Below are 23236 nucleotides of genomic sequence, written 5' to 3'. Positions count from 1 at the left end.
CTGATAGGCGATTAGGAAGAACGTAAGGCGTTGGGCGCAAGCTTGGACGCGATGATTATAAGCAGCAAGGTCAGGCCCATCAACAAGGTCGAGACCGCATTTACTTCCGGCGTGACGGCAATCTTAATCATTGAATAGATCTGCAGCGGCAAGGTGGAAGCGTTGGCGCCGGCGGTGAAGAAGGTGATCACGAAATCGTCGATCGAGAGGGTGAACGCCATCAAGGCTCCCGCCACCACACCTGGCATGATCAGCGGCAGGGTCACCAGCCGGAATGCCTGCATGGGCGTGGCGCCGCAGTCGCGCGCCGCTTCGGTCAGGCTTTCATCCATGCCGGACAGGCGCGAGCGCACCACGATGGCGACAAAGCCGATGCAGAACGCGATGTGCGCCAAGGTGATCGACAGCAGTCCCAGCGTGATGTTCAGCATGACGAAGAAAATCAGCAGGGATACGCCGACCAGGATTTCCGGAATCGCAATCGGCGTCAGCACCAGCAAGGGCAGCAGCTTGAGCTTGTAGCGATGCATGGCGAAACCGGCCATGGTGCCCAGCAAGGTGGACGCGGCGCTGGCCACCAGCGCGATCATCAGCGAATTGCCGGCGGCGCGCAGCATCTCATCGTTATTGAACAGCTTGCGATACCAGTCCAGCGTAAAGCCGACCCACTCGGCATTGAGCTGCGAGTCGTTGAAGGAATACACCACCACGATAATCAGCGGCACGTACAAAAACGCATACACGAACAGCGCCACCAGCCACAGGCCGAGCGGACGCCGCATCCGGTTCAGGTTAACCATGGGCTTCTCTCCTTGGCCTTGCCACCAGCACGGCAATGCCGGCGGCGATCAGCGCCGCTACCGTGAGGACGATAGACAGTACGCTGCCGAACGGCCAGTCGCGGGTTTCCAGGAATTGCTGCTTGATGACGTTGCCGATCATATCGCTGCCGGTGCCGCCCAGGATGTCGGAGACCGCGAAAATCCCCAGCGCCGGAATGAATACCAGCGCCGCGCCGGCATACACGCCGGGCAAGGACAGCGGAAAAGTGATGCGCCAGAAGCGCTGCCAGGCCGATGCGCCCAGGTCCTGGGCGGCGTCGACCAGCGCCGGGTCATGCTTTTCCAGATTGGCGTAGAGCGGCAGCACCATGAACGGCAAGTGCACGTAGACCAGGCCGACAATCACCGAGAACGCGGTAAACAACAGGCGCACCGGCTCGATGCCGGCCAGTCCCAGCACGTAATTGACCGCCTGCGTCAGGCCGGATTGCGGGCCGAGGATGATCATCCAGGCATACACGCGTATCAGGAAATTGCTCCAGAACGGCAGGATCACCAGCAGGATCAGCAGGTCGCGGTATTTCTTCGGGCTGCGCGCAATCAGCAGCGCCAGCGGATAGGCCATCAGCAGGCAGCAGCAAGTGGTGATCACCGCATACATCAGCGATTTCAGGAAGATCGCGGTATAGATGAAATCGGAGGCGAAGCGCTGGAAATTTTCCAGCGTCAGGTCCAGCTTGCCGGCCTCGTCGAACACCGGCGCCAGGCCGCCGTAGTCGCCAGCATAGCGCACTGAGGCGAACACCATGATCAGGCTGGGGATGGCGAAGAACAGCAGCAGGTAGAACAGCGGCGGCCCGCTGATCAGCCAGCGCGCCAGCCGGCCGCGTTTGGCTGCGTCGTTTTTTGCCATCTTACTCATACAAGAAATGTCCTGCGTCGAATTGCCAGGCGATGTCGACCATGTCGCCGACCTCGAAGAATTTGGCGCGGCCGGCGGCCGAATTGGCCAGCAAGGCTTCGATCGTGGTGCCGCCTTCGGTCTGCACGATGTACACGGTGACATCGCCCAGATACAGCAGCTCCTTGACGAAGCCCTTGAAATGGTTTTCCGCGGTGTCGGTGCTGATCTCGGCGCTGATATGGATCTTTTCCGGCCGCAGCGCCAGCGTGCCTTTCAGGCCGGCGGCCGCATTCGGCGGCACGGCGCTTTTCACCAGGCCGAGGCCGGGCACGTCCAGCTGCATGGAGGCGCCGTCGATGCTGGCGATAGCGCCGTCCAGCAAGTTGCAGGTGCCGATGAAATCGGCGACAAAACGGGTGCGCGGATAGCTGTAGATGCGCGACGGTTCGTCCAGCTGTTCGACGTTGCCGCGGTTCATGACCGCGATCCGGTGCGACAGCGCCAGCGCCTCGCCCTGGTCGTGGGTGACGTAGACGAAGGTGATGTCGACTTCTTTTTGCAGATTGATCAGCTCGATCTGCATCTGCTCGCGCAGCTTGGCGTCCAGCGCCGACAAGGGCTCGTCCAGCAGCAGCAGCTTGGGACGCGACACCAGCGCCCGCGCCACCGCGACACGTTGCCGTTGACCGCCTGACAACTCATGCGGAAAGCGTGCGGCGAAGCCGGTCAGGCGCACGTCTTCCAGCGCTTCCTCGACCCGGCTGCGGATCTGCTCCGCCGGCACCTTGGCCATCTTCAGGGGGAAAGCGATGTTGGCCGCCACCGTCATGTGCGGAAACAGCGCGTAGTTCTGGAACACGGTGCATACCGGCCGGTGCTCGGGCGGACTGCCCACCAGGTCGACGCCATCCAGCAGGATCTGGCCGGAATCGGGCAGATCGAAACCGGCGATCATGCGCAGCAAGGTGGTTTTGCCGCAGCCGGAAGGGCCCAGCAGGGTAAAGAATTCGCCGGCTTCAATTGACAGGCTGATATTGTCAACTGCGGCAAAGTCGCCAAAACGACGACTGACGTTACGGATTTCTAGCAGCGCCATATTTAGTCATTTCCAGAAGGGCGAAAAACCGCCAATTGTAGCAAGTTGACTGCAAATTATGTGAAAAAAGCCAGTGCATGTACCGTCGGACACACACTGGCTCGTATTTTGACGACTCTGGCGCCGAGACTACCTGTCAGCCTCGGCGGCGCCATTCCATCCAGCGCTCTTTGCCTGCAAATACGGCGATGGAATCGGTCACATCCTGCTCATCGGCCAGTTCGAAATCGACATGCAATAAGCGTTCCAGTTCAGCCCGGCTAATGCCGAACGGCGGCCCTTTGGGCGAGTCGTCGAAAAAAAAGAAGCCGGCCAGCGTGGCGCCGGCCGGCAACAGCTCTGCCCAACGGCGGACGATATCGGCACGCCGTGCGGGCGGCAAAGCGCACAGGAAGGCGCGCTCATAGATAAAGCCGAGCGGTTGCTGCGCCTCATAGGTAAAGAAATCGGCCTGCAGCACGCGCCCGTACCACTTTCCCAGTACAGCCTGCGCGGCGCTCACCGCGGCGCCGGAAAAATCGATGGCGGTCACATCCCAGCCGGCCTCGGCCAGATAGGCTACCTCGTAGCCGGTGCCGCAACCGGGAATCAGGGTCGATGCCGGTCTGCTGCGGTTCACGTACTGTTGCAGCGCCAGCGGCACGCCGCCGGTATCCCATGGCTTGAAATCCTGCTCGAAGCGCTCGCTCCAGAAATCGGGGTGCGAGGGATCGCGGCTGGCAAACTTGGGAGGAACATCGGGAGTCGCCATGGCTACCACCAGATTCTGTGCGCGAAGCGAAGATAAAGCAGCGTCAGCAACACACCCGCGATGACGCCGCCGCCGAGATAGACCACGATGCCCAGGAAGTGGTTGGTCTTGCGTTGCTCGGCAATCAGCTGCCACATCAGTTCATTACTGTGTTCGCCGCGCGGCTCGATGGCCTTGGTCATTACCTGATGCGCCAGCCGCGGCAGTTGCGGCAGCAGCTTGCTGTAACGCGGCACTTCGATTTTCAGATGCTGCAGCAGGCCGCGCCAGCCCATCTGCTCGCTCATCCAGCGCTCCAGGTGCGGCTTGGCGGTCTTCCACAGGTCCAGGTCCGGATCGAGCTGGCGGCCCAGGCCTTCGACATTGAGCAAGGTCTTTTGCAGGAGCACCAGCTGCGGCTGCACTTCGACATTGAAGCGGCGCGAGGTCTGGAACAGGCGCAGCAGCACCTGGCCGAAGGAAATATCTTTCAGCGGCCGGTCGAAGATCGGCTCGCAGCAGGCACGCACTGCCGACTCCAGTTCGTCGACCCGGGTTTCCTTGGGCGCCCAGCCGGATTCGATATGCGCTTCCGCCACGCGCTTGTAATCGCGCTGGAAAAACGCCAGGAAATTCTGCGACAGATAATCCTTGTCGAAATCGTTGAGGGTGCCGACGATGCCGAAGTCAAGTGCGATGTAGCGGCCGAAAGTGGCCGGCGCTACCGACACCAGGATATTCCCGGGATGCATGTCGGCATGGAAAAAGCCGTCACGGAACACCTGGGTGAAGAAAATCTCGACGCCGTCGCGCGACAGCTTGCCGAGATCGACGCCGGCGTCTCGCAGGCGGTCCAGCTGCGAAATCGGGATGCCGTGCATGCGTTCCATCACGATCACCGAAGGCGAGCAGTATTCCCAGTACATCTCGGGCACCACCAGCAAATCCGAATCGGCGAAATTGCGGCGCAGCTGGCTGCCGTTGGCGGCTTCGCGCATCAGGTCCAGCTCATCGTGCAGATACTTGTCGAATTCGCCCACCACTTCACGCGCCTTCAGGCGGCGGCCGTCGGCCCACAATCTCTCGACCAGGCCGGCGGCGATATGCATCAGCGCCACGTCTTCATCGATGGATTTCTTCATGCCGGGACGCAGCACCTTGACCGCTACTTCCTTGCCGTTTCTCAGTGTCGCAAAGTGTACCTGCGCAATCGAGGCCGAGGCCACCGGCTCGCGCTCGAAGCTGGCGAACAACTCATCCGGATGGGCCTTCAATGATTTTTCGATCTGTGCAATCGCCAGGTCCGAGCTGAAGGGCGGCACCCGATCCTGCAGGCGCGCCAACTCGTCGACCATGTCGCCCGGCACCAAATCGCGACGGGTCGACAGCACTTGTCCGAACTTGACGAAAATCGGCCCCAGCTCTTCCAGCGCCATGCGCAAACGCTCGCCGCGCGGCGCCGAAATATCGCGCCAGAAAATCAGGGTATCGATCAGCTTGGAGATGCGCGGCGTATCAAAACCCGACATGGCAATATCGTCCAGGCCGTAACGCACCGCAACGCGGACGATCTTAAGAACTCGCAAAAATTTCAGAATCATGGGGTTTTCAATTTGTTGATGCGTTTCGCCAGGCGCTCCAGATCGTCGCGCAGCCTGGTGACATCATTCGTAAAGTCGGACACAGCCCGCGGCCGCACCAGCATCGGCTGTTCTTCCAGAAAATATTCGGCCAGGTTTTCCGCCAGCTTTTTATGCGTCGAGAGAACGCCTGCGATCAGCGCGTTGCCGCCGGAAACGATGCGCACGGCGGCGATATCGCCGACCAGCTTGCTCAGATCGTGTTCGGCATCCCAGCGCAAACCCTGGCTGACTTGGGAAATCGCATTGGCAAAATCGGCGTCGCCCTCGATCTTCACGTAGGAGAAAGCACGCTCGCGGTTCTGTGCGATCAGCGGCAAATCCGCCAGATTGACGCGGATGGTGACGTTGGGGAGGTTCACCACCTTTTCATCCGTATCCGTGGGCGGCGCCTGCAGCAAGCCGTCGACGCCGACCTGCCAGCTCAGCTTGACGGCGCCGCCGTCGAAACAGGCGACCTTGCCGGCGTGCGACGCCAGGATACGCTGCGCCCACGGTTCTTGCGCCAACAGGTGATTGACAGACGCGGTAATCGGCTTGAAGTTTAGTGGTGAAGTCATCGTCATAAAATAAAACCGCCCATGATTATTCATGGGCGGTCCAAGTTTATCAGTTTGTCAGGCCCAGAGCCTGTTTATGCTCTGGCGCGCGGCAAGACAGGGCCTTATGCCGCCACTTGCTGAATTCCCGCCAGAACCCAGCCGCCCTGCCCCGACAAGGGCTTGGACAGGTTCCAGACTTCAGTGAACGGCTCGGCCGAGGCTTCCGGCACTTCCTTGATCAGGCCGGTGAACTTGACGCTGGCCAGGTAATCGTTGCCGACGGTTTCGATGCCCATCAGTTCGCCATCCAGCTGCACGACGTCGGTGTTATTCGGCGAAGCGCCGCGTTCCTGCAATTGCAGGCGCAGTTCGCCAAACATTTCCGGCGTGGTGAATTCGCGGATATCGTTGATGTCGGCCTTGTCCCAGGCGGCCTGCAGGCGAATGAAGTAAGTCTTGGCGCTGCGGACGAAGCCGGGCACGTCGAAATCCGCCGGAATCCCCCAAGGAGCGCTGTTAGCCGCGGCGGCCGGAGCGGCTGAGGCTTGGAACGATGAAGCGGAATTGACGCGAGAACCGATTTCAGGCGTGAAACTGGACGAATTGCTATCGAAATTGGCGGCGGGAAGATTGCCGCCCAGGTTAGGCGCCGAGCCTGGACCGGAATATGCCGCCGGCGCTGGGCTGTTCTTGCGCATTACCAATCGCACAACAAAAATCACCGCGACCGCCAGCAAGGCCATCATCAGGAACGAGCCGAAAGCGCCGCCCAGGCCGAAATGCGACATCAGGGCGCCCAGGCCGAGACCCAGCAAGGCGCCGCCGAGGATGCCCTTCCATGGGCTGGCCGGTTTAGGCGGAACCGCAGACGGCGTGGCGGCAGGCGCCGCCGGCCTGGCCTGGTTGGCGCTGCCGAAATTCTGCGACGGCGCGCTTGGCGCCTGGCGCGAAATGCCGGACGACTGCTTGCCGAACGAACCGCCGCCGCCGAGACGACGGGCGTCGGCATTCGATATTGTCATCGACAGGGTGGTTGCGACCATCAGCAACATCAGCAAAAACTTCTTCATGCGAGCTCCTACAGTTTTATGCCGGTATGCAAGGCCGCCACACCGGCAGTTAAATTGAAATACTCAACCCGCGCCAGGCCCGCATCCGTCATCATCTGTTTCAGGGTGTCCTGATCGGGATGCATGCGGATCGACTCCGCCAGGTAGCGATAGCTTTCAGAATCATTGGCAATCTGCTTGCCCAGCCACGGCAATACGGAAAACGAGTAGACGTCGTAGGGCTTTTTCAAAGGCTCCCACACTTTCGAAAACTCCAGCACCAACAACTTGCCGCCCGGCTTCAGCACACGGCGCATTTCCGCCAGTGCGGCATCCTTGTGCGTCATGTTGCGCAAACCGAAGGCCACCGAGACGCGGTCGAAATAATTGTCCGGGAACGGCAATTTCTCGGCGTCGCATAGCAAGGTGGGGGTGGACAAGCCATTATTCAAGAGACGATCACGGCCGACGCGCAGCATCGACTCGTTGATGTCGGTCAGCCAGACCTCGCCGGTAGGCCCGGCGCGCTTGGCGAACGCCTTGGCCAGGTCGCCGGTGCCGCCGGCGATATCCAGCACCTTGAAACCGGGACGGATGGCTGCCTGGGCGATGGTGAAAATCTTCCAGACGCGATGCAGGCCGGCCGACATCAGATCGTTCATGACGTCGTATTTAGGCGCAACCGAGTGGAAAACTTCGGCGACTTTGTGGACTTTATCGTCCTCGGAGACGGTTTTATAACCGAAATGCGTGGTGTTGGTCATGGTGGCAAGCTTGTTTTGGCAGTCTTACATTATACAAGTCCGGCCAGCAGATGCTTGGCTTGCCAAATAATCTATGGAAATCTGCTTTTCTGTTGCCGGCTATGGGATAGCCGCCAGGCTTTTGCCGGCGGGATAGCCGCTTGGCGGCGGCGCGGTGGGATAGTTGGCCGGCCAGGCCTGCGAAACCAGATCGCAGCTGCGCTTCTCGATACCGGGGAACTGCTCCGCCTCCTTCGCCGGATACGACAATGGCTGCGCGGCGGCGGCATGGATCGATTCATTCTCTCCCGTCAGTCAGGGGCATCAGATTTTTGCCATTTTCCCAGTTGGTGCCAAGCGGATTGGCTACGTTGTTTTCACTCGTTGAAAAATCGCCGTGCTGTTGCGGGATTTTGCCGTCGACCGGCACGATTGCGCGTTGCGTGAACCTATGCCTTGCGTTATCGAATTCCAGCACATGGTAGGCGCTGGTGTTATTCCAGTCCGCGGAAGGAAAGGCGATGAAGTGCACCGTGTATTTTTCTGCGCCGAAACTGCCATCGACAACATAACTGCCATAGTGCTCCTCGCCTGGCGAAATGATCTTATACAGACCGTTATCGTAATAAAACAAGATGGCGTCATGAAACGGCTTTTTTTCATACAGTTTTCTGTAATAAAGCCGCTGCATGTATGTCGGTTTCCCAAACTGCACACTCAGCGCAGCAGCCGCGCCGCCTTCCGCGGCAACAACGCTGGCGCTGCTCATGAACCCCGGAATGGCAAAAAACAAAGCAGCAACGCGCGAAATGGCAGATCTCATCTCTATCCTCGCAAACATCATGTTGGAAATCAGTTAGCTCAGATCATAGCGATAACGCATGGGATGAGATGAAACTTAATTAAAAACTAAGCAATGTCTTACGTTAAGCTTTGTCAGCCTTGCCGGCCGCGTTGGCCAGCTTGCTCAGCATCTGGTCCAGCAGCCACGGTTTGCGATCGTGGTCTTCCGCCAGTTCCTTGCGGCGGATGGCGTTGCGCACCAGCAGCGAGCCGAGATAACGCACCGGCTCCGGCGGAAACTGTCCGCGCGGGCCGGTCGCCAGCGGGCTGCGGCTCCAGTCGTTGTCCAGTCCGAGCACCAGCGATGACAGCAGTTGCCCGCCCATGTAGCTGGGGCCGACACCGTTGCCGGAATAGCCGAAACCGTAGAACACATTCGGCATATCGTTCAGCCGTCCGAAGAACGGGAAACCGGTGACCGAACGGTCTGACGGTCCGTTCCAGCTGGCGGTAATCGGCACGCCGGCCAGCGCCGGGAAGAATTCGTGCAGGCTGCGCTGGAGTTGCTGCTCATAGGGGGAACGCTGGTCGAATACCGGCAGGATGCGGCCGCGCCAGGCGAAGGTGTTGCCGCCCTTGCCCAGCATCAGGCGGCCGTCTTCTGTGCTGCGGTAATAGAACACGAAGGTGCGCGAGTCGAGCACCGATACGCCGTCTGTCAGGCCTATCCGCTGCAGCAGCTCGGGACATTTTTCCGTGATCACCATGTCGCTGGACACTACCGCCAGCGTGCGTTCGAACTGCGGGAAACGGCTGGCCATCCAGGCATTGATCGCCAGCACCATCTTGCCGGCCTGCAGGCTGCCGGCGGGCGTTTGCAAGACAACGCTGGCGCCGGGCGTGAAGGACAGCATCGGCGTTCGTTCATAAATCCGCCCCCCCATCTGCAAGGCGACGCGGCGCAATCCGCGCACCAGCTTGCCCGGATGGACGGTCGCCGCCATCGGTGAAAATATGCCGGAGAGATTGCGCGTCGAACCGGAACGGCGCTGCACTTCAGCATCCGGCAAGGAATGATAGGAACTGATGCCCTGGCGCTGCAATTCGGCCAGCACCGGATCCAGCACGCCCAGCTGGGCTTTGGTGGTGGCGGTGTAAAGCGTGCCGTCCTGGCGGAATTCGGCGTTGATCCTGTGTTCGCGGCAGAAATCGCCGATATGCTCGACCGCCGCTTCCGAAGCCTTCACCAGCCTGACCGCTTCGGCCTCGCCGAACAGACGCCGCAAAGTGAGAAACTTGGTCGACCAGGTCAGCAGGCAGCCGCCATTGCGGCCGCTGGCGCCGGCGCCGCACAGGTCGCTCTCGATGATGGCGATGTCCAGCGCCGGATCCTGCTGCTTCAGCTGGATCGCAGTCCACAGGCCGGTAAAGCCGCCGCCGACAATCGCCACGTCGGCTTTTTGCCGGCCTTGCAGCGCGGGAGCCAGCTCGCCGTCGGCGAATAGAGCATCTTCCAGCCAGAATGGGCGCATGAGGGATCGATCCTAGATGAGCAACGATTAAAGAGTAACTAAGAGGTCAAAGCACAGGCCGACATCAGCCTGGCGAAATGCTGCAGATCTGGCGTCTGCATTCCTGCCACCTTGGCCTGATCGTCCCAAAGGCGCAGGCTGACGGCATCGGCAGCGTAGGGCCGGGCAACGAACTGCGCAGCGTCGGCCGCGGAAAATACGCCGCCCTGCAATTCCAGGCTGCGCTTGGAATCTTCGGAAAGACGTCCCCAATAGGCGGTGTCGGTCGCGCATAGATAGCGCTTGGCGTCCACGTGCAGACGGATCGGCTCCAGCACCGCCGCGCTGAACAAGCCGCGCAGATAAGGGATGGCAAAATATTGATGGGTGTCGTCGACGCCGCGCGCCGACGGCGTCTCGCCTTGCGGATTGAGCAGATGGCCGAGGTCGTGCAGCAAGGCGGCGCACACCAGTTCGTCCGTGGCGCCGGCCTGCGCGGCCAGGGTCGCCGATTGCAGAGCATGCTGCAGCTGGTTGACCGGTTCGCCGCTGTACATTTCATGGCCGCCTTGTTCAAACAGATCGCAGATTTGCGCAATAGTGAGCATGTTTTCTTCCCGCTCAGTTCCAGGGCAAGGAATAGGTTTTGGTATTGCAGAAGCTCTTCATCGCTTCTTGCACGCCTTCCTTGTAGCCGAGGCCGGAATCCTTGATGCCGCCGAACGGCGTCAGCTCCAGGCGATAGCCCGGGACTTCACGGACATTGATGCTGCCGACTTCCAGCTCGCGCACGAAGCGCGTGATGTAATCGAGCCGGTTGGTGCAGACCGAGGACGACAAGCCGTAAGGCGTCGAGTTCGAGATGCGGATCGCATCGGCGATATCGGTGCAGCGGATCACCGGCGATACCGGTCCGAAAGTCTCTTCCGCCACCAGCTGGCAATCGGCCGGAACGTGGTCCAGCACAGTGGGCGAATACACGGCACCGTCGCGCTGATTGCCGAACAACAGCTTGGCGCCGCGCTGGCAGGCGTCGTTCACCTTGGCTTCGAAGGCGCTGGCGGAACGGGCGTCGATCACGGTGCCCATGTCGTTCTGCAGATCCATAGGATTGCCGTACTTGACAGCCTTGGTCTTGCGCACCAGCAGATCGACGAATTCGTCAGCCACGGCCTGGTGCACGATCATGCGCTTGATGGCGGTGCAGCGCTGGCCGGAATTCTTGTAGGAGCCGGATACCGCCAGCGTTGCCGCCTCTTCCAGGTCGGCGTCTTCCATCACGATGATCGGATCGTTGCCGCCCAGCTCCAGCACCTGGCGCTTGTACACGGCTTTGCCGGCGATGTATTTACCGATCGGCACGCCGCCGGTAAACGTCACCAGGTCGACATCCGGATTGATCAGCATCTCGTCGGCGATTTCGGCCGGATCGCCGGTCACCACCGAGAACATTTCCGGCGGCAAGCCGGCTTCGTACAGGATATCGGCCAGCAGCAAGGCCGACAGCGGCGTCTTCTCCGTCGGCTTCAGTACCATGCGGTTGTTGGTGGCAATCGATGGCGCGACCTTGTGGGCGACCTGGTTGAGCGGATGATTGAATGGCGTGATGGCCGAGATCGCGCCCAGCAGCGGCTCCTTCAGCGTATAGACCTTGCGCTGCTTGCCATGCGGCGTCAGGTCGCAGGAAAACACCTGGCCGTCGTCCACCAGCGCCTGGTTGGCGGCAAACACGAAGACGTCGCAGGCACGGCCGACTTCGTACAGGCTGTCCTTCTTGCACAGGCCGGCTTCCGCCGTGATCAGGTCCGAGATGGCGTCGGTATTGGCGCGCAGCAGTTCGGCGGCGCGCAGCATGATGCGCGAACGCTCGAAGCGCGTCAGCGGCGAGCGGAACGCCCGCGCCGCCTTGAACGCATGGCGGATGTCGTCCGCCGTGGCTTTCGGCACCGAACCGACCAGCGCGCCGTTGAAGGGATTGCGGATTTCTATGCGGCGCGGGTTGCCGACCAGCTTGCCGGCAATCCGCATGTCTTGATGTAAAGGTTCGTCCTGCTTGAGCTTGCTCAGTTCGGTCAGCATCATGTCCTCGAATCAATCGATGGTTGTAGTTTCTTGCTTACTGCGCATGCTTATTGCGCGTGCTTATCGAGCATGATTCATGGCCAGGTAGAACACGTCGAAATTGCGCAGCCGGTGATCGGCTGGAATCGCGCTCAGCTTGCGGTTGAACATCAGCGGCACTCTTTGTTCCGAGATGCCGCCGTGCGAGCGCAGCGGCAGCTTCAGCTCGGACAGGTCGTGGCGGCTGGCAGCGGTGCCGATCACGGTCAGGCGCTCGCTCACCACCACCAGGTCGCCGATGCGGTCAGGCGGCAATTCAAAGCGCTCGGCGGCCTGTGCACGCGTCAGCACCAGTTCGATGCCGGGAACGGCGCGGATCATGTCAGCGATTTCAGCAGCATCGGCGGCAGCCGGCAGATACACCGTGGCGTAGGAACCGAGCGCGCCGTGGTGCACCACATAAGGATCGGTGATCGGCAGGATGACGCGGGTCTTTTCGACGCCGGCCTTGGCATCGAGCACGTCTTGCAGATAGATCACGTTCGGCTTGCCGGCGCTGTCGGTCTTGGCGTTCATGCCATGGTCGGCGGTCAGGCCGATCACCGCACCCAAGGCATCGAGCTGGGTCAGGTAATGATCCATCATGGCGTAGAAGGCATTGGCGCCCGGCGTGCCCGGCGCGTACTTGTGCTGGATGTAATCGGTGGTCGACAGGTACATGATGTCAGGCCGCTCGCTCGCCAGCAGCTTGACGCCGGCGGCAAACACGAACTCCGACAAGTCGGCGCTGTACACCGACGGCAGCGGCATGCCGACCCGCTCCAGGAGATTGTCGATGCCGTTCTGTTCGAGCGTGGCCTGGTCGGCCTTTTCCGCCGAGAAGCAGATGCCGCGCATCTTGTGGCCCAGCAGGCCGCGCAGCTTGTCCTTGGCGGTGATCACCGCCACCTTGGCGCCGGCATCGGCGAAGGTGGCCAGGATGGTGGCGGCGCGCAGGTACTTGGCGTCGTTCATCATCACTTCCTGCCTGGTTTCCAGGTCGTAGAAGTAGTTGCCGCAGATGCCGTGCACCGCTGGCGGCACGCCGGTCACGATCGACAGGTTGTTGGGATTGGTGAAGCTGGGCACCACGCAATCGGCGCTCAGCACCGTGCCCTGCTCCACCATTTTTTTCATGAAGGGCGCAACGCCGGCCTGGATCGCCTGGTTGATGTATTCCTGCTCGCAGCCGTCGACACAGACCACCACCAGCGGTTGCTGCATCGCTTGATAACTACGGCCATTGATGTTGAAAGAGCCGCTGAGGGCTGTGGTATTGGACATGTGCTTGCCTTCGTCGTGAGTCTGAGGGAGCTGCTACTTCAAGGTGATCTGTTCGGCTGCCGCTGCAGCGGCCATCTTTTCCTGCGCCTTATGCATGCGCTGGCGGCCGGCTTCGGCGTGTTCGCGCATGATGGCGCCGGCGGCCTGCGCATCGCCGGCGGCGATGGCGTCGACGATCTGGTGATGTTCGGTAGTGGAAGTCGGCAAGCTGCCCTTTTGCGCCAGCGCCGAACGGCGGAACAGATTGAGTTCGTTGACCAGGCGGCGGTAGGTATGCAGCAGCTTCCTGTTGGCGGTGAACTGCACCAAGGCATCGTGGAAGGCCAGGTTCAGCTTCAGGTAGCCGTCGACATCGCCCAGGGCGACCATGCCATCCATGCGCTCCAGCAGCGTGCGCAGTTCCTGCACCTGCGCCGGCTTGATGGCGGCTGCCAGCTTGCGGCCGATCAGCTCATCCAGCGCTGCCCGCACTTCATAGATCTCGTCGGCTTCCTCGACCGAGATCTGGCGCACGAAGACGCCGCAATTCTTTTCCTGCTGCACCAGGCCAGCTTCTTCCAGCGCGCGGAACGCTTCGCGCACCGGGCCGCGCGAGACGCCCAGCATTTCCGCCAGCGACACTTCATTGAGCTTGTCGCCGGCGACCAGGTCGCCGGCCAGGATCATGCGCTCAAGCTCCTTCTGCACCAATGAAGGCAGCGAATTTTTCTGGACCAGGGCGATGGTGCTCATTGTGCGGTTGATTGTCATGGCGTTTCTTTTTTTCGGTTTGATGATTGCACTTTAATTCAACAGCGTGTAGATTGTCAACAAAATACATAAGACATGATGCAATGAAAAGCATGGCGAAGGCAATGAAACGCCGATCCTGCTGCCGTCTGCATGTTGCACGCCTGTCACGCGGTGTTGCTGACGAGGACGCAGCTGGCGCCAGACCGGAACATATTCAAACGACAAACGACAACCGACATCCGCACCAGACCAAAGGAAATATCATGAGCCTGCAAAGCCGCGACCCGATTCTGCTGACCCCCGGACCATTGACCACCTCGCTCGCCACCAAGAGCGCCATGCTGCAGGATTGGGGTTCATGGGATGCCTCCTTCAATGCAATCACCACCAAGGTGCGCCGGCAACTGCTGGATATCGTCAATGCACACGAATCCCATGCGTGCGTGCCGATGCAGGGCAGCGGCACGTTTTCGATAGAAGCGGCGATCAACACCCTGCTGCCGCGCAATGGCCACATGCTGGTGCTGATCAACGGCGCCTACGGCAAGCGCATGGCCAAGATCGTGGAAATGATGGGGCGCCAGGTATCGGTGTTTGAAACCGCCGATGATGTGCCGACCACAGGCGCCGACGTCGAACGCGTGCTGAGCAACGACCGCAGCATCACCCATGTCGGCGTGATCCATTGCGAAACCAGCACCGGCATCCTCAATCCGCTGGCGGATATCGCTGAGGTGGTGGCGACGCACAAGAAGAGCCTGATCATCGACGCCATGAGTTCCTTCGGCGCGCTGGCCATCGATGCAGCCAACATCCCGTTCGACGCATTGATCGCCGCCAGCGGCAAGTGCATCGAAGGTCCTCCGGGCATGGGTTTTGTCATCGTGCGCAAGTGCGTACTGGAAAAAACCGTAGGCAACTCGCGCTCGCTGTCGCTGGACCTGCACGATCAATGGGCCTACATGGAAAAGACCACGCAATGGCGCTTCACCCCGCCGACGCATATCGTGGTGGGTTTCCATCAGGCGCTCAATCAATTCTTTGAGGAAGGCGGACAGCCGGCGCGGCTGGCGCGCTACACAAAAAACTACGAGACCCTGATGGCGGGCATGCGCGAGCTGGGACTGGTGCAGTTTCTGCCGGCAAAAATCCAGGCGCCGATCATCGTGACAATGCACGCGCCGAACAGCGCCAACTATGAATTCAAGGATTTCTACAAGCGGGTGCGCGACAAGGGATTCATTCTTTACCCGGGCAAGCTGACCCAGGCCGAGACTTTCCGCGTCGGTTGCATAGGCGCGATCGGCCCGGAAGAAATGCGGCAGGCCGTGCATGCGATCGGCGATGCGCTGCGGGAGATGGGAATCAAGACCAGGAATGCGGTCAGTTCCTGATGGATTCGGCGTGGCGCCTTGCGCTTCGCTCCGTCATTCCCGCGAACGCGGGAATGACATGACCGACGAGGTGGCGATGCCTGGATTGCTAACTCTTTCAGGCGCAGCCGTGGCCGCCCGCGGTCTTGCTGGTCATCGGCAGGTCGCGCCCGGCTTCGCGGCCATGACCGGCGGCATCCAGACGCTGCAGGTAATCCTCCCACATCGCTTCCTGATCGCGACCCAGCTTGTACAGATAGGCCCAGGTAAAGATACCGCTGACGTGGCCATCGGAAAAGGTCGGCTTGACGGCGTAATTGCCGACCGGATCGAGCGCCGCCATTTCGACATTGCGCTTGCCGGTCTGCAGCACTTCCTGCCCGGGGCCATGGCCGCTGACTTCGGCCGAAGGCGAATATACGCGCATCAGTTCAAACGGCAGCAGAAACACCGCGCCGTCATCGAAGGCGACTTCCAGCCTGCACGACTGCTTGTGTACGACGAATGACACCGGCGCGGGCGCCGGGGCTGATTGCTTGGAACCGGTCATGTGGATTGCCTGTAGAGAGGATTAAAACTGCTCGGAGATGGCGGAACGCAATGCGCCGAGCAATGCCTGCCGCTGCGCCAGGGTGTATGGCAACGGCTGCCGTTGCGCCTCGGCCCATACCGGGCTGGGAAAATGCGCATCGTCCGCATAGCGCGGAATCACGTGCCAATGCAGGTGCGGCGTCATGTTGCCGAGGCTGGCCAGGTTGATCTTCTCCGGCTGCATGACGGCGCGCACTATCGATTCCACCTTGCAGACCGCGGCCATCAAGATGCTGCGATCGGCCGCCGGCAGGTCGGTCATTTCCTTGACGTGATCATTCCAGATGACACGGCAGAAACCTGGATAAGAGGCGTCATCGACCAGCACCACGCGGAATTGCCTGGCGTAATGGAGTACTTCGCCCCCGTCGCCGTTGCACAGTTCGCAATCAGCTGAATGCATATTCATGGTCACACCAGGATCCGTTCGATGCCGCCGTTGTTGGCGCGCGCAACGTAGTCAGGCAACCAGTTCTCGCCCAGCAGATGGCGCGCCATCTCCACCACGATGTAATCCGCAGTGGTGCCGGCATCGTCGTTGTAGCGCGACAAACCCTGCAGGCAGGACGGGCAGGAAGTGAGGATCTTGACGTCGCCGCCAAAACCGTCGGCGCGCAACTTGTCCGCGCCCTTGTTCATTTCCTCTTCCTTGCGGAAGCGCACCTGGGTCGAGACATCCGGACGGCTGACGCCGAAGGTGCCAGACTCGCCGCAGCAGCGCTCGTTCTTTTCGATCTTGGCGCCGTTGTCGGTGGTGATCAGGGCATTCACCGTCTTCATCGGATCCTGCAGCTTCATCGGGCTGTGGCAAGGGTCGTGGTACATATAGCGCGTGCCGCTGACACCTTCCAGCTTGAGGTTTTTCTCCAGCAGGTATTCGTGGATATCGATGATGCGGCAGCCCGGGAAAATCTTGTCGAACTGGTAGCCCTGCAGCTGATCGTAGCAAGTGCCGCAGGAAACGATCACGGTCTTGATGTCGAGGTAGTTCAGGGTATTGGCCATGCGATGGAACAGCACGCGGTTGTCCGTGATGATCTTCTCGGCCTTGTCAAAGTCGCCCGAGCCGCGCTGCGGATAACCGCAGCACAGGTAGCCCGGCGGCAGCACGGTTTGCACGCCGACCTGCCACAGCATGGCTTGCGTCGCCAGGCCGACCTGCGAGAACAGCCGCTCGGAGCCGCAGCCCGGGAAATAAAACACGGCTTCGGTGTCGGCGGTGGTGCTCTTCGGGTCGCGGATGATCGGCACGATCTTGTCGTCTTCGATATCCAGCAAGGCGCGCGCGGTCTTCTTCGGCAGGTTGCCCGGCATCTTCTTGTTGATGAAGTGGATCACCTGCTCCTTGATCGGCGCTTTGCCGACAGTCGCAGGCGGCTTCCTGGTCTGCTTCTTGGCGAATTTCTTCAGCATGTCGTTGCCGAAGCGCTGCGCCTTGAAACCCCAGTCCGTCATGACCTTGCGCGTCATGTTGATGGTGGCCGGATCGGTCGCGTTGAGGAAGAACATCGCAGCCGTGGTGCCGGGATTGAACGATTTCTTGTTCATCTTGCGCAGCAGATTGCGCATGTTCATCGAGACGTTGCCGAAATCGATATCGACCGGGCATGGCGTCACGCACTTGTGGCAGACGGTGCAATGGTCGGCCACGTCTTCGAATTCTTCCCAGTGCTTGATCGAGATGCCGCGCCGGGTCTGCTCTTCGTACAGGAAGGCTTCCACCAGCAGCGAAGTGGCCAGGATCTTGTTGCGCGGCGAGTACAGCAGGTTGGCGCGCGGCACATGGGTGGCGCACACCGGCTTGCATTTGCCGCAGCGCAGGCAGTCCTTGACGCTGTTGGCGATGTCGCCGATATCGCTTTGCTGCATGATCAGCGATTCGTGCCCCATCAGGCCGAACGATGGCGTATAGGCATTGCTGAGGTCGGCCTCGAAGCCGGGCAGGTTCAGCAGCTTGCCCTTGTTGAAGCGGCCTTCCGGATCGACGCGCAGCTTGTAGCTGCGGAAATCCTTGATCTCGTCTTCGGTCAGGAATTCCAGCTTGGTGATGCCGATCCCGTGCTCGCCCGAAATCACGCCGTCCAGCGAACGCGCCAGGGTCATGATGCGGGCCACCGCGGCGTGCGCATCCTGCAGCATTTCGTAATGGTCGGAATTGACCGGCAGGTTGGTATGGACGTTGCCGTCGCCCGCATGCATGTGCAAGGCGACGAACACGCGGCCGCGCAAGACGCGCTTGTGCACCGCGCTGCACTCGTCGAGGATCAGCTTGAAGGAAGCGCCGTTGAAGATCTGCCGCAGCAAAGCGCGCACTTCCTGTTTCCAGGAAACGCGGATAGTGCGGTCCTGCACCACGTCGAACACCGTGGCATCCGGCTGCTGCAGCAGGCGCTGCTCGAACACGAGGTCGAGCTTTTCCAGGCCAAGCGCGAACAACTGCGGCCTGGCCTCCTGCAGCGGCGTATCCAGGTGCTCCAGCAAATAGGTCCAGCGCGCCTGCACGTTGTCGAGCAGCTGCTCGGCCTGGTGCACGCGGTCTTCCAGGATTTCGGCGGCGGGAATATCGTCGCCGTCGGCATCGTCGCCCTTGCCCAGCGGCAGATTGCCCTTGAGCAGGAATTCGCGCAGCTCGTCCAGCAGCTGCAGCTTGTTCTTGGCCGACAGTTCGATATTGATGCGCTCGATGCCGTCAGTGTATTCGCCCATGCGGTTAAGCGGAATCACCACGTCTTCATTGATCTTGAAGGCGTTGGTGTGCTTGGCGATGGCGGCCGTGCGGGCACGGTCCAGCCAGAATTTCTTGCGCGCTTCCGGGCTCACCGCGACAAAACCTTCGCCAACCCGGTTGTTGGCCATGCGCACCACTTCCGAGGCCGCCTGCGCCACCGCGTTTTCATCGTCGCCGACGATATCGCCGAAGAGGGCCATCTTGGGCAGCACGCCGCGCTTCGACTTGGTGGTGTAGCCGACTGCGCGCAGATAGCGCTCGTCCAGATGCTCCAGGCCGGCCAGGATCGCCCCGCCCTTCAGGGTTTCGGCATCGAGGAAATCCTTGATCTCGACGATCGATGGAATCGCATCGCGCGCCTGGCCGAAGAATTCCAGGCAGACGGTGCGCGTGTGCTTCGGCATCTTGTGCAAAATCCAGCGCCCGGAGGTAATCAATCCGTCGCAGCCTTCTTTTTGAATGCCAGGCAAACCCGCCAGGAATTTATCGGTGACGTCCTTGCCCAGGCCTTCCTTGCGGAACACGCGCCCGGCGATTTCCAGGATTTCTGTCTTGAACGGCTTTTCGCTTGGCCGGCCTTTTTCAGCCGGGTGGCGCCATTCCAGCTGGAAGCGCGCCAGCGGCGTGTCGTGGATCTTGCCGAGGTTGTGGTCGAGACGGGTAACGTCCAGCCAGTCGCCGTTCGGGTCGACCATGCGCCAGCTTGCCAGGTTGTCAAGCGCGGTGCCCCACAGAACGGCTTTCTTGCCGCCGGCGTTCATGGCGATATTGCCGCCGACGCAGGACGCTTCGGCCGAAGTCGGGTCGACCGCGAACACGAAGCCGGCCTTTTCGGCGGCGTCGGAAACGCGCTTGGTGACCACGCCTGCGCCCGAATAAATCGTGGCGTACTCTTTATCCAGCCCTGGCAGGACCGCCATTTCGACCGCGCCCAGCTGCTCCAGTTTTTCAGTGTTGATGACTGCCGATAAAGGCGTCAGCGGAATCGCGCCGCCGGTATAACCGGTGCCGCCGCCGCGCGGGATGATGGTCAGGCCGAGCTCGATACAGCCCTTGACCAGGCCGGCCATCTCGTCTTCGCCATCCGGGGTCAGCACCACGAACGGATACTCGACGCGCCAGTCGGTGGCGTCGGTCACGTGCGAAACGCGCGACAGGCCGTCGAACTTGATGTTGTCCTTGGCGGTATAGCGGCCCAGGATCTTGTTGGCGCGCTTGCGCAAGTCGTAGGTCTGGCGGAATTCGTCGGCAAAAGCGGCAATCGCCTTGCGCGCGGCAGCCAGCAGCGCTTCGACATTTTCGCTGCGCTTCCTGGCTTCTTCATCGTTGACGGCGTCGCCGCTGTCGGCCTGGTCGGTGACGATGCGCCGCTTGTCCACTTCGCTGAGACGATGATGCAGCGCGTCAATCAGGGCCTGGCGACGCTTAGGATTGTCCAGCATGTCGTCCTGCAGATACGGATTGCGGCGCACCACCCAGATATCGCCCAGCACTTCATACAGCATGCGGGCGGAGCGGCCGGTCTGGCGTTTGCCGCGCAATTCGTCGAGCAGGCGCCAGGACGCTTCGCCTAGCAGGCGGATCACGATCTCGCGATCGGAAAACGAGGTGTAGTTATAGGGAATCTCGCGCAATCGCGTAGGGGTGGCGCCTTGTGGCGCATCTGACAATAATGCCTGGATTTTGACTGGGGCGTTCATTGGTCTTGAGAAGTTGGCTACTGCTGCTGAATCAGCATTTTAGCCGATTGCGCCCATTCGCGACGGCAAGCAGTGGATTTGTGCAGTGCAAGATACAGACTACAACATTCGGTTGACTTATAGCCTATTCATATGAAATTAATTAATTTAATCAATTTCTATAATTTAATAGTTTATAACTACAATCAATGCATCCCCGTCACTTTCAGGAGTCCCCCATGTTCAGCCAGATCATCAGCGAAATATTGGAAAGCATTTCCCTCACACTGGCCGACTATGGCCAATGCAAAGGCTGATCAATTACCTCGCCAGGAGCCTTGCCATGACACCCGTCTCTTTATCCAAAAGAAATCCTTACTTCGGCCTGTCCTATCTGCTGCGCAACCGCGCGTGGCCCTTGCGCATGCTGCCTTACGCGATCCTGCTGCTGATTGCGCCGGCGATGTTCTGGGCGGGCCTGTCCGCCATCTGATCCGGACGACTCAGATTTGCGGCTCGGTCATCGCGGTATGGACGGCGATGGCGACCGGCCATGCCGGCTAATCAGGCATGGCGTTCTCTCCCCGGAGGTTTTCGATTTCAAAGAAGCATGCAAACCAGTGCTGATGCAGGAAAAAGGAAAGCACATCGTAGTGCGCTGCAAAATCCACGGTTTATTTTCAGCTCACGCCAGCCAGCTCGCGACTTCGCGCCAGAAGCCGTCCGGCACATTCAGCAGCAGCCAGACCACCAGGATGTAGCGCAGGAATTTGCCGATCGCCATATACATGAGCGAGGGCCAGAACGGCAGCTTGAGCCAGCCGCCCAGAGTGCAGATCGGGTCCCCGACGCCCGGCACCCAGGCCAGGAGCATGGTTTTCGCGCCATAGCGTTCCAGCCAGCCGAACCAGCTGCTGCCGCGTTCGCGCGCGAACGCCTGCTTGGCGCCGTAGCCCATCCAGTAATCGACCGCCCCGCCCAATGTGTTGCCCAGCGTGGCGACGAAGATCACCGGCCAGAACAGCGCGCCATTGGCCTTGACCACGGCGAACACCGCCGGCTCGGAGCCCAGCGGCAGCAAGGTGGCGGCGACGAAGCTGATGATAAAGACGGAAGTCAGGCCGACGCTGGGCACAGCCAGCGTCTTGAGCAGCCATAAAACGGCGGATTCGATCATAAAAGCAATTCATAAAGACGGCAGACCGGCCGCGCATGACGGCTCGAAATGAGACGGATTGCGATGCGGCCGAGAAAACCTGGTGGCGCAGAAAAAGCCCTCCATTATAATGACCGGCTGTTTCCCCCTGCTCAGGGCCTGTTGCCGGCCACGTTCCATCCACTACTGACTAACGACATGACCACAGATTATTTGCAAAAAATCCTCACCGCCCGCGTCTATGACGTCGCGGTCGAAACCCCGCTTGAACTGGCGACAACGCTCTCGCAGCGCATTGAAAACCAGATTTATTTCAAGCGCGAGGATATGCAAAGCGTGTTCAGCTTCAAATTGCGCGGCGCCTACAACAAGGCCGCCAGCCTGACGCCGGCGCAGCTCAAGCGCGGCGTCATTTGCGCGTCGGCCGGCAACCACGCCCAGGGCCTGGCGCAGTCCGCAGCCAAGCTCGGCTGCCGCGCAGTCATCGTGATGCCGAAGACCACGCCGCAGATCAAGATCGACGGCGTCAAGGCGCGCGGCGGCGAAGTGGTGCTGTTTGGCGACTCTTATACCGATGCGTATAACCATGCACTGACGCTGGAAAAAAAGCACAAGCTGACCTTCGTCCATCCTTTCGACGATCCTTACGTCATCGCCGGCCAGGGCACCATCGGCATGGAAATCCTGCGCCAGCACTCCGGCCCCATCCATGCGATCTTCGTGCCGATCGGCGGCGGCGGCCTGATCGCCGGCATCGCCGCCTATGTCAAGGCGGTGCGCCCCGAGATCAAGATCATCGGCGTGCAAACCACCGATTCCGACGGCATGGCGCGCAGCCTGAAGGCCGGCCGCCGCGTGACGCTGCCGGATGTCGGCCTGTTTGCCGACGGCACCGCGGTCAAGCTGGTGGGCGAAGAAACCTTCCGCCTGGCGCGCCTGTATGTCGATGAAGTGATCCTGGTCGATACCGATGCCGTCTGCACCGCGATCAAGGATGTGTTCCAGGACACCCGCAGCATTCTGGAACCTTCCGGCGCACTGGCGGTGGCCGGCGCCAAAGCCTATGTCGAACGGGTCAAGGGCACGCGCAAGGCCATCAAGAACCAGACCCTGGTCACCATCGCCTCCGGCGCCAACATGAATTTCGACCGCTTGCGCTTTGTCGCGGAAATGGCTGATATCGGCCAGCTGCGCGAAGCGGTGTTCGCCGTCACCATCCCGGAACAGCGCGGCAGTTTCCGCCGTTTCTGCGAGCTGGTCGGACCGCGCAACGTCACCGAATTCAACTACCGCATCAGCGATGAAAAAACCGCCCACGTGTTTGTCGGCGTGCAGACTTCGAGCCGCGACGAAGCCAGCCAGATCGCCAGGAATTTCGAGAAGCACGGCTTCGATACGCTCGACCTGACCCATGACGAACTGGCCAAGGTCCACGTACGCCACCTGGTGGGCGGCAAGAGCGCACTGGCGCGGGACGAATTGCTGTACCGCTTTGAATTCCCCGAGCGGCCGGGCGCGCTGATGCGCTTTTTGGATTCGATGGCGCCCAACTGGAACATCAGCCTGTTCCATTACCGCAGCCAGGGCGGCGATGTCGGCCGTATCCTGGTCGGCTTGCAGGTGCCGAAAAAGGAAATGAAAGCGTTCCGTACTTTCCTTTCCAGCCTCGGCTATCGTTATTGGGACGAGAGCAGCAATCCGGTCTACAAACTGTTCCTCGGCTAAGTTGCCCGACTCGCTTGCGGCGCCCGGGCCGCAAGCAAATAACTGGTTCCTGATAAGCGCAAATAAGCGCATTTGAGCGACACATATC

At 60.6% G+C, this 23236-nt stretch carries 21 protein-coding genes; 3 read left to right on the top strand and 18 right to left on the bottom strand.

What is annotated here, in order from left to right:
• Positions 1 to 11: 11 nt before the first annotated feature.
• From KHU30_RS20485 to KHU30_RS20420, 14 genes are all read right to left on the bottom strand, one after another.
• On the bottom strand, positions 12 to 800 hold the full coding sequence (locus tag KHU30_RS20485; RefSeq protein ID WP_230411528.1) for an ABC transporter permease: 789 nt from the start codon (positions 798 to 800) through the stop codon (positions 12 to 14).
• On the bottom strand, positions 793 to 1704 hold the full coding sequence (locus tag KHU30_RS20480; protein ID WP_211444441.1) for an ABC transporter permease: 912 nt from the start codon (positions 1702 to 1704) through the stop codon (positions 793 to 795). Before KHU30_RS20480 ends, KHU30_RS20485 begins: the two co-directional genes overlap by 8 nt.
• On the bottom strand, positions 1697 to 2782 hold the full coding sequence (locus tag KHU30_RS20475; protein WP_211444440.1) for an ABC transporter ATP-binding protein: 1086 nt from the start codon (positions 2780 to 2782) through the stop codon (positions 1697 to 1699). Before KHU30_RS20475 ends, KHU30_RS20480 begins: the two co-directional genes overlap by 8 nt.
• A gap of 136 nt (positions 2783 to 2918) precedes the next feature.
• Positions 2919 to 3533, bottom strand: a complete 615-nt coding sequence (locus tag KHU30_RS20470; protein WP_211444439.1) for a methyltransferase — start codon at positions 3531 to 3533, stop codon at positions 2919 to 2921.
• A gap of 2 nt (positions 3534 to 3535) precedes the next feature.
• Positions 3536 to 5113: a ubiquinone biosynthesis regulatory protein kinase UbiB gene (ubiB, locus tag KHU30_RS20465; RefSeq protein ID WP_211444438.1), complete on the bottom strand. Its 1578-nt coding sequence runs from the start codon at positions 5111 to 5113 to the stop codon at positions 3536 to 3538.
• Complete coding sequence (locus tag KHU30_RS20460; protein WP_211444437.1) at positions 5110 to 5718, bottom strand: ubiquinone biosynthesis accessory factor UbiJ; 609 nt, start codon at positions 5716 to 5718, stop codon at positions 5110 to 5112. Before KHU30_RS20460 ends, ubiB begins: the two co-directional genes overlap by 4 nt.
• Before the next feature lie 98 nt (positions 5719 to 5816).
• Positions 5817 to 6764 (bottom strand): Tim44 domain-containing protein, encoded by a 948-nt coding sequence (locus KHU30_RS20455; protein WP_211444436.1) that lies wholly within the window; start codon positions 6762 to 6764, stop codon positions 5817 to 5819.
• An 8-nt stretch (positions 6765 to 6772) separates the two neighbouring features.
• Positions 6773 to 7507 carry a bifunctional demethylmenaquinone methyltransferase/2-methoxy-6-polyprenyl-1,4-benzoquinol methylase UbiE gene (gene ubiE / locus KHU30_RS20450; RefSeq protein ID WP_098495333.1) on the bottom strand — a complete coding sequence of 245 codons (735 nt, stop codon included), beginning with the start codon at positions 7505 to 7507 and terminating at the stop codon, positions 6773 to 6775.
• A gap of 277 nt (positions 7508 to 7784) precedes the next feature.
• Entirely contained in the window at positions 7785 to 8309 is a 525-nt protein-coding gene (locus tag KHU30_RS20445; protein WP_230427494.1) for a hypothetical protein, read from the bottom strand.
• A 103-nt stretch (positions 8310 to 8412) separates the two neighbouring features.
• Positions 8413 to 9801, bottom strand: a complete 1389-nt coding sequence (locus tag KHU30_RS20440) for an FAD-dependent oxidoreductase (RefSeq protein ID WP_211444435.1) — start codon at positions 9799 to 9801, stop codon at positions 8413 to 8415.
• A gap of 38 nt (positions 9802 to 9839) precedes the next feature.
• Entirely contained in the window at positions 9840 to 10388 is a 549-nt protein-coding gene (locus tag KHU30_RS20435) for a phosphonate degradation HD-domain oxygenase (protein ID WP_211444434.1), read from the bottom strand.
• 13 nt (positions 10389 to 10401) lie between these two features.
• Complete coding sequence (gene phnY / locus KHU30_RS20430; protein WP_407928113.1) at positions 10402 to 11859, bottom strand: phosphonoacetaldehyde dehydrogenase; 1458 nt, start codon at positions 11857 to 11859, stop codon at positions 10402 to 10404.
• Between the two features lie 63 nt (positions 11860 to 11922).
• Positions 11923 to 13164, bottom strand: coding sequence for a phosphonoacetate hydrolase (gene phnA / locus KHU30_RS20425; protein WP_211444432.1), 1242 nt, complete (start codon positions 13162 to 13164; stop codon positions 11923 to 11925).
• A 33-nt stretch (positions 13165 to 13197) separates the two neighbouring features.
• Entirely contained in the window at positions 13198 to 13914 is a 717-nt protein-coding gene (locus tag KHU30_RS20420) for a phosphonate utilization associated transcriptional regulator (protein WP_211444431.1), read from the bottom strand.
• A gap of 245 nt (positions 13915 to 14159) precedes the next feature.
• Between KHU30_RS20420 and KHU30_RS20415 the strand changes: the two genes are divergently transcribed.
• Complete coding sequence (locus KHU30_RS20415) at positions 14160 to 15290, top strand: 2-aminoethylphosphonate--pyruvate transaminase (protein WP_211444430.1); 1131 nt, start codon at positions 14160 to 14162, stop codon at positions 15288 to 15290.
• A gap of 97 nt (positions 15291 to 15387) precedes the next feature.
• Here KHU30_RS20415 and KHU30_RS20410 read toward each other — a convergent pair whose 3' ends face one another.
• Genes KHU30_RS20410 through KHU30_RS20400 form a run of 3 tightly spaced genes read right to left on the bottom strand, consistent with a single transcriptional unit; the run spans position 15388 to position 20288 of the window.
• Positions 15388 to 15819 (bottom strand): gamma-butyrobetaine hydroxylase-like domain-containing protein, encoded by a 432-nt coding sequence (locus tag KHU30_RS20410; RefSeq protein ID WP_211444429.1) that lies wholly within the window; start codon positions 15817 to 15819, stop codon positions 15388 to 15390.
• Positions 15820 to 15840: 21 nt separating this feature from the next.
• Positions 15841 to 16269: an HIT family protein gene (locus KHU30_RS20405; RefSeq protein WP_211444428.1), complete on the bottom strand. Its 429-nt coding sequence runs from the start codon at positions 16267 to 16269 to the stop codon at positions 15841 to 15843.
• 2 nt (positions 16270 to 16271) lie between these two features.
• Positions 16272 to 20288, bottom strand: coding sequence for a DUF3683 domain-containing protein (locus tag KHU30_RS20400; protein ID WP_211444427.1), 4017 nt, complete (start codon positions 20286 to 20288; stop codon positions 16272 to 16274).
• A gap of 322 nt (positions 20289 to 20610) precedes the next feature.
• Here KHU30_RS20400 and KHU30_RS20395 point away from each other — a divergent pair, with 322 nt between their 5' ends.
• Positions 20611 to 20760 (top strand): hypothetical protein, encoded by a 150-nt coding sequence (locus tag KHU30_RS20395; protein WP_211444426.1) that lies wholly within the window; start codon positions 20611 to 20613, stop codon positions 20758 to 20760.
• A 192-nt stretch (positions 20761 to 20952) separates the two neighbouring features.
• On the opposite strand, the gene KHU30_RS20390 is transcribed toward KHU30_RS20395, so the two are convergent.
• Positions 20953 to 21444: a YqaA family protein gene (locus KHU30_RS20390; RefSeq protein ID WP_211444425.1), complete on the bottom strand. Its 492-nt coding sequence runs from the start codon at positions 21442 to 21444 to the stop codon at positions 20953 to 20955.
• Between the two features lie 177 nt (positions 21445 to 21621).
• Between KHU30_RS20390 and ilvA the strand changes: the two genes are divergently transcribed.
• The gene (gene ilvA / locus KHU30_RS20385) at positions 21622 to 23148 is read left to right on the top strand and encodes a threonine ammonia-lyase, biosynthetic (RefSeq protein ID WP_211444424.1); all 1527 of its coding nucleotides are present in this window, start codon (positions 21622 to 21624) and stop codon (positions 23146 to 23148) included.
• Positions 23149 to 23236 lie beyond the last annotated feature (88 nt).

Source organism: Collimonas humicola (genome assembly GCF_018304945.1).
In the GTDB taxonomy this organism is placed as follows: domain Bacteria; phylum Pseudomonadota; class Gammaproteobacteria; order Burkholderiales; family Burkholderiaceae_D; genus Collimonas; species Collimonas humicola.
Note: the sequence above shows the minus strand (reverse complement) of the source record. Positions and strands in the feature narration are given on the sequence as shown.